The organism is Aeromonas sp. s6 (genome assembly GCF_040907815.1).
GTDB lineage: Bacteria > Pseudomonadota > Gammaproteobacteria > Enterobacterales > Aeromonadaceae > Aeromonas > Aeromonas caviae.
This window is the reverse complement of the sequence record NZ_JBFOCN010000030.1, coordinates 1-13,631: the sequence shown is the minus strand read 5'-3', so window position 1 is coordinate 13,631 and position 13,631 is coordinate 1. Positions and strand designations below refer to the sequence as shown.

The 13,631-nt window shown below is 63.3% G+C and carries 9 protein-coding genes; 7 read left to right on the top strand and 2 right to left on the bottom strand.

Annotation, left to right across the window (positions count from 1 at the left end; all coding sequences use genetic code 11):
• Positions 1-49 precede the first annotated feature (49 nt).
• From nuoI to nuoN, 6 genes are all read left to right on the top strand, one after another.
• Positions 50-592, top strand: coding sequence for an NADH-quinone oxidoreductase subunit NuoI (gene nuoI / locus AB5Y50_RS04145; protein WP_010675034.1), 543 nt, complete (start codon positions 50-52; stop codon positions 590-592).
• Between the two features lie 9 nt (positions 593-601).
• Positions 602-1,141 carry an NADH-quinone oxidoreductase subunit J gene (nuoJ, locus tag AB5Y50_RS04140; RefSeq protein ID WP_010675035.1) on the top strand — a complete coding sequence of 180 codons (540 nt, stop codon included), beginning with the start codon at positions 602-604 and terminating at the stop codon, positions 1,139-1,141.
• Between the two features lie 79 nt (positions 1,142-1,220).
• Positions 1,221-1,529, top strand: a complete 309-nt coding sequence (gene nuoK / locus AB5Y50_RS04135) for an NADH-quinone oxidoreductase subunit NuoK (RefSeq protein WP_010675036.1) — start codon at positions 1,221-1,223, stop codon at positions 1,527-1,529.
• The gene (gene nuoL, locus AB5Y50_RS04130; RefSeq protein ID WP_010675037.1) at positions 1,526-3,373 is read left to right on the top strand and encodes an NADH-quinone oxidoreductase subunit L; all 1,848 of its coding nucleotides are present in this window, start codon (positions 1,526-1,528) and stop codon (positions 3,371-3,373) included. Before nuoK ends, nuoL begins: the two co-directional genes overlap by 4 nt.
• A gap of 69 nt (positions 3,374-3,442) precedes the next feature.
• Positions 3,443-4,960 (top strand): NADH-quinone oxidoreductase subunit M, encoded by a 1,518-nt coding sequence (nuoM, locus tag AB5Y50_RS04125; protein ID WP_010675038.1) that lies wholly within the window; start codon positions 3,443-3,445, stop codon positions 4,958-4,960.
• A gap of 43 nt (positions 4,961-5,003) precedes the next feature.
• On the top strand, positions 5,004-6,467 hold the full coding sequence (gene nuoN / locus AB5Y50_RS04120) for an NADH-quinone oxidoreductase subunit NuoN (protein ID WP_010675039.1): 1,464 nt from the start codon (positions 5,004-5,006) through the stop codon (positions 6,465-6,467).
• 269 nt (positions 6,468-6,736) lie between these two features.
• On the opposite strand, the gene purL is transcribed toward nuoN, so the two are convergent.
• Positions 6,737-10,630, bottom strand: a complete 3,894-nt coding sequence (gene purL / locus AB5Y50_RS04115) for a phosphoribosylformylglycinamidine synthase (RefSeq protein ID WP_010675040.1) — start codon at positions 10,628-10,630, stop codon at positions 6,737-6,739.
• Positions 10,631-10,779: 149 nt separating this feature from the next.
• Between purL and mltF the strand changes: the two genes are divergently transcribed.
• Positions 10,780-12,273, top strand: a complete 1,494-nt coding sequence (mltF, locus tag AB5Y50_RS04110) for a membrane-bound lytic murein transglycosylase MltF (protein WP_029314683.1) — start codon at positions 10,780-10,782, stop codon at positions 12,271-12,273.
• Between the two features lie 328 nt (positions 12,274-12,601).
• Here mltF and AB5Y50_RS04105 read toward each other — a convergent pair whose 3' ends face one another.
• Positions 12,602-13,564 (bottom strand): IS1595 family transposase, encoded by a 963-nt coding sequence (locus tag AB5Y50_RS04105; RefSeq protein WP_319882837.1) that lies wholly within the window; start codon positions 13,562-13,564, stop codon positions 12,602-12,604.
• Between the last annotated feature and the right edge of the window lie 67 nt (positions 13,565-13,631).

The following is a 13,631-nucleotide window of genomic DNA, read 5'->3' as shown; positions in this document are numbered from 1 at the left end:
CAAGGAAACGCCCAGGCGCCAGTGCTGATAAATGTGCAGTGAGGCACCTATGAAAATTACGAGCATTATCAAGGGTGTTGGCACCCAGTTGCGCAGCCTTGGGATGGTCTTCTCCCATGCCTGGCGCCCCCGTGAAACCCTGAGCTACCCGGAGCAGCCGGTCTACGCCGCCCCCCGTTTTCGCGGTCGCATCGTACTGACCCGGGATCCCGATGGCGACGAGCGCTGTGTGGCGTGCAACCTGTGTGCGGTCGCCTGCCCGGTCGGTTGCATCTCCTTGCAGAAGTCGGAGCGGGAAGATGGCCGCTGGTACCCGGAGTTCTTTCGCATCAACTTCTCCCGCTGCATCTTCTGCGGCCTGTGCGAGGAGGCCTGCCCCACCACCGCCATCCAGCTGACGCCGGATTTCGAGATGGGGGAGTATCGTCGCCAGGATCTGGTGTACGAGAAGGAAGATCTGCTGATAAGCGGCCCCGGCAAATACCCGGACTACAACTTCTACCGCATGAGCGGGATGGCCATCGACGGCAAACCCAAAGGGGATGCCGAGAACGAAGCCAAGCCCATCGATGTCAAGAGCCTGCTGCCCTAGGAGTCAATCATGGAACTGGCATTCTATGCCGCGGCCCTGGTCGCCGTTTACAGCACGCTGCGGGTGATCAGCACCAGCAACCCCATGCATGCGCTGCTCAATCTCATCATCTCCCTCATCGCCGTGGCCATGATCTTCTTCTGCCTGGGCGCCGCCTTTGCGGGGGCCCTGCAGGTGATCGTCTACGCCGGCGCCATCATGGTGCTGTTCGTGTTCGTGGTGATGATGCTGAACCTGGGGAGCGCCCAGGATCAGGAGAAGAAGTGGCTCACCCCCATGACCTGGGGTGGCCCGGCCCTGCTCTCCCTCATTTTGCTGGGCTTTCTGGCCCACGGCATTCTCGGCGTGACCGGCGGTGAACTGGGTCTGACCGAGGTCAGCGCCAAGGAAGTCGGTATCGCCCTGTTCGGCCCCTATGTGCTGGCGGTGGAGCTCGCCTCCATCCTGCTGCTGGCGGGTCTGGTCACCGCCTATCACCTGGGCCGCGAGGACAAGAGCGGGGAAGTGCTCTCCGTACCTCGTACCACACAGGAAGGAGGTCAGCAATGAGCGACATCCCCGTGGTGAGGCATGGCTCGCTGCCGGCAGCCCGCCCCCTTTCCATCCAGCAAGCACAAGGAGCATGGCGATGAGTGGAATTCCCATGGAGCACGGCCTCCTGCTGGCGGCCATTTTGTTTGCCATCGGCCTGTGCGGCCTGCTGATACGCCGCAACCTGTTGTTTATCCTCATGAGTATCGAAATCATGATGAACGCGTCCGCCCTGGCGTTCGTGGTGGCGGGTAGCCGCTGGGCCCAGGCCGACGGCCAGATCATGTACATACTGGTGATTTCTCTGGCGGCAGCGGAGGCCAGTATCGGCCTCGCCCTGTTACTGCTGCTCTATCGTCGTTACCACACCCTGAACGTGGACACTGTGAGCGAGATGCGCGGATGAGCCTCCTATATCTGACTTTCCTGTTCCCGCTGCTGGGATGGCTGCTGCTGGCCTTCTCCCTCGGCCGCCTCGGCGAGCGCACCTCGGCGCTCATCGGTGTCGGCAGCATCGGTCTCTCGGCCCTCACTACCCTGTGGGTCGGCATCGATTTTCTCAATACCATGCCGGAAGGCGGCGTCTATACCCAGACCCTGTGGCAGTGGATGACGGTGGGCGAGTTCCAGCCCGCCTTCCGTCTCTCCCTGGACGGGCTGTCGCTGACCATGCTGGGGGTCGTGACCGGGGTGGGCTTCTTCATCCACCTGTTCGCCTCCTGGTACATGCGCGGGGAAGAGGGGTATTCGCGCTTCTTCACCTACACCAACCTCTTCATCGCCAGCATGCTGTTCCTGGTGCTGGCCGATGACCTGCTGTTCGTCTACCTGGGCTGGGAAGGGGTGGGGCTGTGCAGCTACCTGCTGATCGGCTTCTACTACAAGGATCGCAACAACGGCGCCGCCGCCCTCAAGGCGTTCGTGGTGACCCGGGTCGGCGACGTCTTCCTCGCCATCGGGCTCTTCGTGCTCTACCGCGAGCTCGGCACCCTCAACATTCACGAGCTGCTGGTGCGATCCCCTGCGATGTTTGCCGACGGCTCCCCTGCCCTGTCGTTCGCCTGCCTGATGCTGCTCGGCGGCGCGGTCGGCAAATCCGCCCAGCTGCCCCTGCAGACCTGGCTGGCGGACGCCATGGCGGGCCCGACCCCGGTCTCGGCACTGATCCACGCCGCCACCATGGTGACCGCCGGTGTCTACCTCATCGCCCGCACCCACGGCCTCTTCCTGCTGGCCCCGGAGATCCTCCATCTGGTGGCGCTGGTCGGTGCCATCACCCTGGTGCTGGCCGGTTTTGCCGCCCTGGTGCAGACCGACATCAAGCGGATCCTGGCTTACTCCACCATGAGCCAGATAGGCTACATGTTCCTGGCCCTGGGGGTCGGTGCCTGGGAAGGGGCCATCTTCCACCTGATGACCCACGCCTTCTTCAAGGCGCTCTTGTTCCTCTCCGCCGGGGCCGTCATAATCGCGACCCACCACGAGCAGAACATCTTCAAGATGGGAGACCTGCGCAAATCGCTGCCGCTGGTCTACGCCTGCTTCCTGGTGGGGGGCTCGGCCCTGGCCGCGCTGCCACTGGTGACCGCCGGTTTCTACAGTAAAGACGCCATCCTCTGGCAGGTGCAGGCCAGTGGCCAGAGCGCCCTGCTGTGGGCCGGTCTGGGTGGTGCCTTCCTCACCACCCTCTACACCTTCCGCCTCATCTTCATCGCCTTCCACGGCAAGGAGCAGACCCAGGCTCACGCCGGACAGGGCCTTGCCCACCATTTGCCACTGCTGGTGCTGCTGGTGCTCTCCACCGGAGTCGGCGCCCTCATCGTGCCACCGCTGGCAGGAGTGCTGCCGGCCGGCCCGGGAGATCACATCGAAGAGGGACGCCATGGCCTCGAGATCCTCTCCGGCGTCATCGCCGTGGCAGGCATTGCGCTGGCCGCCTTCCTCTTCCTCGGCGAACGTCGCCTGGCGAAGGGGATCGCCGAGAGTGCACTGGGGCGGGCTCTGTCCACCCTCTGGTTCAATGCCTGGGGCTTTGACTGGCTTTATGACCTGATTTGGGTCAAGCCCTACCTGCTGGCGACTCGCCTGCTCGGCAAGGATCCGCTGGACAGGATGATGAACCTGCCCGCCGTGCTGGCCCAGGGGGGGCATCAGCTGCTGGCCTGGACCGTCTCCGGCAAGTTGCGCTGGTACGCAGCCTCCATGGGGATGGGCGCCGCCCTGATCCTGGCCCTGCTGCTGCTCGGCTGATCCATGAGCCCAATATTGTGTGGCAGGCTCAGCGCCTGCCCGACTAGAACCTAGATGAGAGCTGATATCGTGACCTTACTCTGGATCTTGCTAATTCCCTTCATCGGCGGCTTGCTCTGCTGGCAGATGGAGCGGCTCGGCGGACAGTTTGTCCGCTGGGTGGCCCTCGCCTCCATGAGCGCCTGTCTGGTGCTCTCCAGCGCCATCTGGCTCGGTGGTGACTTCACCCTCGCCAACCCCGGCCTCCCCGTCTGGGCAGCCGAGTGGCAACAACCCTGGATCCCCCGCTTCGGCATCTCCCTGCACCTCGCCGTGGACGGGCTGTCGCTCCTGATGGTGATCCTCACCAGCTTCATCGGCGTGCTGGCCATCCTCTGTTCCTGGAAGGAGATCGTCCAGCGCATCGGCTTCTTCCACCTCAACCTGCTGTGGATCCTGGGGGGCGTGCTCGGCGTCTTCATGGCGGTGGATCTGTTCCTCTTCTTCTTCTTCTGGGAGATGATGCTGGTGCCGATGTACTTCCTGATTGCGCTCTGGGGCCACTCGGTCACCGATGGCAAGTCGCGCATCAACGCCGCCACCAAGTTCTTCATCTACACCCAGGCGAGCGGCCTCATCATGCTGGTGGCCATCCTGGGCCTGGTACTGACCCACCACGCCGCCACCGGTGTCTTCACCTTCAACTATCAGGAGCTGCTCAACACCCCCATGAGCAGCACGGTACAGTGGCTGCTGATGCTGGGCTTCTTCATCGCCTTCGCGGTCAAGATGCCCCTGGTGCCGCTCCATGGCTGGCTCCCTGATGCCCACAGCCAGGCGCCCACCGCAGGCTCCGTGGACTTGGCGGGCATCTTGCTGAAAACCGCGGCCTACGGCCTGCTGCGCTTCACTCTGCCGCTTTTCCCCGAGGCGTCCGCCGAGTTTGCCCCCTACGCCATGGTGCTCGGCCTCATCGGCATCGTCTATGGCGCCCTGCTGGCCTTTGCCCAGACCGATATCAAGCGGCTGGTTGCCTACACCAGCATCTCCCACATGGGCTTCGTGATGATCGCCATTTACTCCGGCAGCGAGCTCGCCCTGCAAGGGGCAGTGGTACAGATGATTGCCCACGGGCTCTCGGCCGCCGGCCTCTTCATCCTGTGCGGCCAGCTCTACGAGCGCCTGCACACCCGGGATCTGCGCCAGATGGGCGGTCTCTGGGGACGGTTGCGCTACCTGCCCGGCGTGATGCTGTTCTTCTCCGTCGCATCCCTCGGGATGCCGGGGACCGGCAACTTCGTCGGCGAGTTCCTGATCCTCATCGGCAGCTTCCAGGTGGCCCCCGTTATCACCGTCATCGCCACCTTCGGGCTGGTGCTGGCCTCGGTCTACTCCCTCATCATGCTGCAGCGGGCCTGCTTCGGGACGCCCCGGGAGGAGAGCATGCTCAAGGGGCTGGATACCCGGGAACTGACCATGATGCTGACCATCGCCGGCCTCTTGGTGCTGCTCGGTCTTTATCCCCAGCCGGTGCTCGACACCGCCAGCAGCAGCCTCCTGAGCGTGCTGCACTGGTACGCGCTGCCGGGCACGGGGGCGCTGCAATGATGCTTTCTCTTTCGCCTTCCTTGTCCATGTCGGGAGCACTGTCATGACGTTTACTGTTTCTCAACTGCTGGCCCTGCTGCCCCTGTTGCTGACCACGGGGGCCATGGTGGCCCTGATGCTGGCCATCGCCTGGAAGCGCTGTGACGACACCGCCTTCGTGGTCACCATCATCGGCCTCAACCTCGCGCTCTTCTCCCTGCCCATCGTGATGGCCCAAGGGGATCAGGGGGTCACTCCCCTGCTGCAAGTGGACGCTTACGCGGTCTTCTACATGGGGCTGGTGCTCATCGGGGCCCTGGCCACCTGCACCTTCGGTCGCACCTGGCTCAAGGGCTATCCGGACAACCGGGAAGAGTTCTACCTGCTGCTGCTCATCGCCACCGCCGGTGGTCTGGTGCTGGCGGCCTCCCGTCACCTCGCCTCTCTCTTCATCGGGATCGAGATGCTGACCCTGCCCATGTTCGGTCTGGTGGGGTATGCCTATCGCGAGCGGCGCTCGCTGGAAGCCAGCATCAAGTACATGGTGCTCTCCGCCAGTGCCACCGCCTTCCTGCTGTTCGGCATGGCACTGCTCTACGCCCAGGCCGGAAGCCTGAGCTTCAGCGATCTCGGTGTGACCCTGGCCCAGAGCCCGGCTCACCATCCGCTGCTGATGGGGGGCTTTGGCCTGATGCTGGTCGGCTTTGCGTTCAAGCTGTCCCTCGCCCCCTTCCACCTCTGGACCCCGGACGTCTATGAAGGGGCGCCGGCACCGGTGGCCACCTTCCTCGCCACCGTCAGCAAGATAGCCGTGTTCTGCGTGCTGCTGCGCTTCTACCTGGCAGTACCCGCCACCTCGGATCCCATGATCCACTGGCTGCTGGCGGCCATGGCGGTCGTCTCCATCGTGGTCGGCAACCTCCTGGCGCTGATCCAGACCAACATCAAGCGGATGATGGGTTACTCCTCCATCTCCCACTTCGGCTATCTGCTGGCGGTGGTGGTGGCAAGCCGCCTCGGCGAGATGCCGGTGGAAGCGGCGGGTGTCTACCTGCTGATGTACCTGTTCACCAGCCTGGGGGCCTTCGGCGTCATCAGCATGATGTCCAGCCCCTATCGCGGCAAGGATGCGGACTCCCTGCACAGCTATCGCGGTCTGTTCTGGAAGCGCCCCTATCTGACGGCGGTGATGACGGTGATGATGCTCTCCCTCGCGGGTATCCCCATGACGCTGGGCTTCATCGGCAAGTTCTACCTCATCGGCGTCACCGTCGATGCCAAGCTGTGGTGGCTCAGTGGCGCCATCGTGCTCGGCAGTGCCCTGGGGCTCTACTACTACCTGCGGGTCATGGTCACCCTCTACCTGCGTGAACCCGGCATGCAACTGCGCGATGCCAGGGCCGACTGGGCCTTCTCCTCCGGGGGCCTGGTGGTGCTGCTCTCAGCCATTCTGGTGGTATTGCTCGGCATCTACCCCCAGCCCGTCATCAGTCTGGTACAGGGCTTCCAGCACGTGGTGCTGCGCTAGCCTCAGGTTCACAGTTCACACAGCGAAACCGGCCTCCGTGGCCGGTTTTTTATGTCCGCCAAGGCCCGGTCCGGCTTGCCCGTCTGGCAGGCGATACCAGATCGGTCCTCTCAATCCATGCCATATCCTCCAGCAAGCAGCTCGCCGAGCAGCGAGCTGAAGATGGCCTTGCCCCCATCGTGCTCGCCTCCTCCTGCCCTCCCCATTCTCAGACCCATGCCCATAAAAAAACCGGCCACTGGGGCCGGTTTTTGGTTTCTTGCTGGCGCTTAACCCAGGCGAACCCGAGCATTGCGGAACATGCGCATCCAGGCGCCATCCTCTCCCCAGTTGTCCGGGTGCCAGGAGTTGGCCACGGTGCGGAACACCCGCTCCGGGTGCGGCATCATGATGGTGGCGCGGCCGTCCGCACTGGTCACCGCGGTGATACCGTCAGGGGAGCCGTTGGGGTTGGCCGGGTATTGCACGGTGACGTTGCCGCGGTTGTCCACGAAACGCAGCCCCACCAGACCGCTCTGTTGCAGCGCAGCCAGGTGAGCGGCATCGCGCACTTCCACGCGCCCTTCCCCGTGGGAGACGGCAATCGGCATCACAGAGCCAGCCATCCCGGCGAAGAAGGCAGACGGGGAGTCCTGCACTTCCACCAGGCTGAAGCGCGCCTCGAAGCGCTCGGAGCGGTTGCGCACGAAGCGCGGCCAGAGATCGGCCCCCGGGATGAGGTCGCGCAGGTTGGACATCATCTGGCAACCGTTGCACACCCCCAAAGAGAGGGTATCGCCGCGCTCGAAGAAGCGCTGGAACTGCTCACGGGCGTTGTCGTTGAACAGGATGGACTTGGCCCAGCCTTCCCCCGCCCCCAGCACGTCGCCGTAGGAGAAGCCGCCACAGGCCACCAGGGTCTGGAAATCTTCCAGCTTGATGCGCCCCTCGAGGATGTCGCTCATGTGCACGTCGACAGCGGTAAAGCCGGCGCGGTCAAAGGCGGCCGCCATCTCCACGTGGGAGTTGACCCCCTGCTCGCGCAGCACCGCCAGACGGGGAGAAACCCCGCGAGCGATATAGGGCGCGGCCACGTCGTCGGACGGGTTGTAGGTGAGCCTGGCCTGCAAACCCGGATCGGTGGCGTCCTGGCGGGCGGCATGCTCCTGATCCGCGCACTCCGGGTTGTCACGCAGGCGCTGCATCTGCCAGCTGGTCTCGCCCCAGATGGTGCGAAGGGCGGTGCGGCTGGCGCGATACACCTCGCTGCCGGCACGCTGGAACAGGATGAGGTCGTCTTCGCGCACCGTGCCCAGCACATGGGAGCAGGCTGCCAGACCGTGACCGGCCAGCAGGGTCAGCACCGCTTCCTTGTCTTCGCGACGAACCTGGATGACGGCCCCCAGCTCCTCGTTGAACAGGGCCGGCAGCAGGTCGCCACCCACGCGATCGAGCTGGATATCGAGGCCGCAGTGACCGGCAAACGCCATCTCGGTCAGGGTGACGAAAAGGCCGCCGTCGGAGCGGTCGTGGTAGGCAATCAGCTTGCGATCCGCCACCAGCGCCTGGATGGCGTTGAAGAAGCCCTTGAGCTGGACCGGGTTGTCCAGATCCGGGGCACTTTGCCCAAGCTGGCGGTAAACCTGGGCCAGGGCCGAGGCGCCGAGGCGCTGCTTGCCGTTGCCAAGGTCGATGAGGATAAGGTCGGTCTCACCGAGATCGGTGCGCAGTTGCGGGGTCACGGTATTGCGCACGTCCTCGACCCGGGCAAAGGCGGAGATGAGCAGGGAGAGCGGCGAGGTGACGCTGCGCTCTTCCCCGTCCTGCTGCCAGCGGGTCTTCATGGACATGGAGTCCTTGCCCACCGGGATGGTGATGCCAAGGGCCGGGCAGAGCTCTTCGCCCACCGCTTTCACGGCTTCGTAGAGACCCGCATCTTCACCCGGGTGGCCGGCTGCGGACATCCAGTTGGCGGAGAGCTTGACCCGCTTGAGGGAGCCGATATTGGCCGGTGCCAGGTTGGTCAAGGCCTCGGCCACCGCCATGCGGGCGGAGGCGGCATGAGAGAGCAGCGCCACCGGGGTGCGCTCGCCCATGGACATGGCTTCACCGTGGTAGCTGTCGTAGGTCGCGGCGGTAACGGCGCAGTCAGCCACCGGGATCTGCCAGGGGCCGACCATCTGGTCGCGGTTGACGAGGCCCGTTACGGTGCGATCGCCGATGGTGATGAGGAAGGACTTCTCCGCCACGGTCGGCAGGCGCAGCACGCGCTCGGCGGCGTCGCTGAGGGTGATGCCGTCCAGTTGCAGCGCCTTGCCCTGGGCGGGCAGGCTCTGCACGTCGCGGTGCATCTTGGGCGCCTTGCCAAGCAGCACGTCCAGCGGCAGATCGATGGGCTGGTTGTCAAAGTGATCATCAGAGAGAGTGAGATGCTTCTCTTCGGTGGCGGTGCCGATGACGGCATAGGGGGCGCGTTCGCGCTCGCACAAAGCCTTGAACAGAGGCAGCTTGTCCTGGGCCACGGCCAGCACATAGCGCTCCTGGGATTCGTTGCACCAGACTTCCAGCGGGCTCATGCCCGGTTCGTCGTTCGGAATGGCACGCAAGTCGAAGCGACCACCGCGATCCCCGTCGCTCACCAGCTCCGGCATGGCGTTGGAGAGACCACCGGCGCCCACGTCGTGGATGAAGACGATGGGGTTGTCGTCCCCCAGTTGCCAGCAGCGGTCGATCACTTCCTGGCAGCGACGCTCCATCTCGGGGTTGTCACGCTGCACGGAGGCGAAGTCGAGATCTTCGGCAGACTGACCGGACGCCATGGAGGAGGCTGCGCCGCCACCCAGGCCGATGTTCATGGCCGGACCACCCAGCACGATGAGGGCCGCCCCCACCGGGATCTCCCCTTTCTGGACGTGCTCGCTGCGGATGTTGCCGATGCCACCCGCCAGCATGATGGGCTTGTGGTAGCCGCGCACCTCGACGCCGTTGTGGCTCGGCACCTGCTCTTCGAAGGTACGGAAGTAACCCAGGATGGCAGGGCGACCGAATTCGTTGTTGAAGGCGGCGCCGCCAAGGGGCCCTTCCTGCATGATGTCAAAGGCGCTGACGATGCGGCTCGGCTTGCCGAAGTCCTGCTCCCAGGGCTGCTCGAAACCGGGGATGCGCAGGTTGGAGACGGAGAAGCCCACCAGGCCCGCCTTGGGTTTGGCGCCACGGCCTGTCGCACCCTCGTCGCGGATTTCGCCGCCGGAGCCGGTGGCGGCACCCGGGAAGGGAGAGATGGCGGTCGGGTGGTTGTGGGTCTCCACCTTCATCAGGATGTCGACGCGCTCCTGGTGATACTGGTACTCACCGTTGGCGGGGCTCGGGAAGAAGCGGCCACCCTGGCTGCCTTCCATCACCGCGGCGTTGTCTTTGTAGGCAGACAGGACATGATCCGGCGTCTGCTCGAAGGTGTTCTTGATCATCTTGAACAGCGACTTGGGCTGCTGCTCGCCGTCGATGGTCCAGTCAGCGTTGAAGATCTTGTGACGGCAATGCTCGGAGTTCGCCTGGGCAAACATGTAGAGCTCGATGTCGTTGGGATTGCGACCCAGCCGGGTGAAGTTGGTCACCAGGTAATCTATTTCGTCATCGGCCAGGGCCAGACCCAGGGTCACGTTGGCCTCTGCCAGGGCGGCGCGACCACCACCCAGCACATCTACCTGGGTAAAGGGGCGCGGCTCGTGGTGAGCAAACAGGGCGGCGGCCTCGTTCATCTCGGCAAAGACCACTTCCATCATGCGATCGTGCAGCAGGGCCGCGATCTCGCTGCGCTGGGCCACGCTCAGCTCACCCTTGGCCTGCACGTAATAGGCAATGCCGCGCTCCAGCCGCTTGACCTGTTTCAGGCCGCAGTTGTGGGCGATGTCGGTTGCTTTGGAAGACCAGGGGGAGATAGTGCCGGGGCGGGGGGTAACGAGGAACAGCTGACCGCTGGGGGTGTGTTCCGGGATGGTCGGGCCGTAGCGCAGAAGCTGGCCCAAGGTCGCTCGCTCGGGGGGCGACAGCGGGCTCGTCAGCTCGGCAAAATGCACGTATTCCGCATAGACGCTTGCTATCTCTACTCCTCTCTGTGCGCAGCTCTGCAGCAGCTTGTGGACACGAAACTCAGACAGTGCTGGGGCACCACGCAAGATTTCCATATACCTTTCTCACCAAGTTTTAGAGTGTGGGGGGATTTGAGACGCGCGTATTATAGGGATCAGGCCCATCCTGAACAAACGTTTTTCTCATCTCGCGCGGTGTGACTCCCTTCATACTCTCTGGTATAAAGGTGCCTCTTTTTTGACAAATGCCGATTTTTTCAACAAGGGTACTCACCTACTTGCGCTGCATTTTTCGACTGTTCATCGGGATGATGTTGACGCTGGCCCTGGCCGGTTGCGACTTCTACCACCCCTCCAGCCAACTGGAGCAGATCCGCCAGCGAGGCGAGATCCGGGTTGGCACCCTCTATGGCCCCACTTCCTATTACCAGCGTGACGACACCGCACTGGGGTTCGACTACGAGCTGGCGCAGCTTTACGCCGACTGGCTGGGAGTCAAGCTGACCATAGTACCGGCCTACAGCACCGCCGAGCTGGTCGAGCAACTGCAAAAGGGCAAGCTGGATCTCGCCGCCGCCGCCATCGTCGTGACCCCGGAGCGGCGCAAGCTGTTCCGCTTCGGCCCAGGCTTCTACCAGGTCTCCCCCAAGCTGGTCTATCGCAACGGCTCCCCCAGGCCCAAGAACCTCGGTGACATCAAGGGCAGCATAGTGGTGCCGGCGGGCTCCACCGGCGAGGACCTGATGAAGGAGCTGGCCAAGCAGTACCCCAACCTGAAGTGGAGCACCAATCGGGATGCGGACGTGGAAGAGCTGCTCAAGCAGGTGGCCGACGGCAAGGTGGACTACACGGTGGTGCAGGACACCATACTGGCCCGTACCCAGCGCTACTACCCCGAACTCACCGAAGGCTTGACCCTCGCCAGCAAGCAGACCGTGGCCTGGGCCATGACCAAGCTGCCCGACGACAGCCTCTACGCCAGCATCATCGACTTCTTCGGTCAGCGCTTCATGGATGGCGCCATCGCCAAGCTCGACGAGAAGTACTTCGGCCACGTGCAGAACTTCGATTTCGTCGACACCCGTACCTTCCTGCAACGGGCCAAGAGCCTGCTGCCCAAGTACCAAGCGCTGTTCCAGACCCACGCCAAGGATATCGACTGGCGGCTGCTGGCCGCCATCAGCTATCAGGAATCCCACTGGGATCCCCAGGCACGCTCCTACACCGGGGTGCGTGGCATGATGATGCTCACCGGCCCGACCGCCAAGGCGATGGGGGTAAACGATCGCACCCACCCGGAAGAGAGCATCAAGGGGGGCGCCCGCTACCTGCAGGAGATGATGGCGAAGGTGCCCGACTCGGTCCCGGCGGACGAGAAAGTGTGGTTTGCCCTCACCGCCTACAACATCGGCTACGGCCACATGATGGATGCCCGCCGCCTGACCAAGGAGCTGGGCAAGAACCCGGACGCCTGGAGCGACGTGAAAGAGGTGCTGCCCCTGTTGCAGCAGTCACGCTGGCATCGCAAGGTGCGCTATGGCTATGCCCGTGGCGGCGAGGCGCGCAACTATGTCAACAACGTGCGCCAGTACTACCAGAGCCTGCTCTGGCTCGACAACGAACAGCAGAAGGCCCATCGTCGCGAGGAGCTGGACGAGGACGACAGCAGCGAGCCGGACGTGCCAGCACAGCGTCCGGCCATCATCGCCGAAGTGGTCAAACAGATCATCACCCCCTAGCCTCGCCGGGGGTGTGTTTTCCTGCCCTGTTCTCTGTTACCATCCTTGGGTATACGAGGGGCGCTGGAGCGAACTTATTGCAATGTATTCATTGCGTTGCAGTTCCTGCCAAGGGCCCTTTCGGCCCCACGCAAGACCAGGGAGGAGAACAGGATGCGAGCACGCAGAAGAGCCATATTGGCCCGAAAAACCAAATGTGCCTGGAGCCCGAGACGCAAGCTCAAGCTGGCCGACATGAAACGCAAGATCTGGCACAGAAACCGCTCCTTCACGCTGCTGATAGCGGAGCACACAGTATAAACCCGGCATCAGCCGGGTTTTTTTATGGCTATGTCCCAATTACGTGTTGCATCGGGTGCCCTAGCGCCTCATGCAAACACATCTTGGTATTTACCTCCCTGCCGTAACGTTCCAGCATCCTGCGCCAGCCCAGATAATTCCTCAGGTAGTGGGTTGCGACTCCATGGAATCGTTCCATCCACTCCTTCAACCGCCGGTGATATCCGTTCACATGCTGGATGTGGTATGCCCCAATGACTCGCTCACCTCGACGGTTGTACACCACCTGATGTGTTATGCCCCGCGCTTGGCTGAAACTGGCATACACCCCTGCACCATCACTGCAGAGCACTGCATCGGGCGCGATGAGTGGCTGCAACACCGCTTTCACCGTCTGCGCATCCAGCCTTTCCAGCTGAAAGTCGGCTTGATGGCCCGCCCTGTCCTGCACCACCATCACCGGGATGTAATCCCGCCCGGTCCCCCGGGTACGCCCTTTCCCGCCACGATGTCTTGCCGGACGAGGCAACCCTCGCTGCCCCTTGAACGATTCGAGGAAGAAGGTTTCATCCACTTCCACAATGCCTTCTTCCCGTGTTGCCTGGTGGTTTGCCATCGCCTTCAGGAAGCGGTGACGCCACAAGAAGGCGGTGTTCTTGCAAACACCGCAGCGGACGGCGGCCTGGCGGACAGTGAGCCCGTCGATGAGAGTCTGGGCGTAGTCCTCCCAATGCTCAGCCTTACGTAATCTGGCCAAAGGCGTCTTGGTGAGGAGGGAGCTGGTTCGCCGACACTGCTTACAACGGTAACGACGCAGCCCACGGCTCCAGCCCCAGGGGGCCAGCTGGGTGGCATCCGCCTGGCAGTGGGGACAGCCGCAGCATGTGGGTAACTGGGCATGGAGGGACGTAATCGGGTGTGGAGCGGCGAGCTCATGCTGAGCGACACGGCGCTGACGCAGAGTAAGTAATGGAAAGAGGGACAACAGGTGTTGGAAGGCTGGCGTATCCATGATGAAGGTCCTCGCGGTGATGACCTACTTCCAGATTAGCCTTCCAACACATAATTGGGACAGCGCC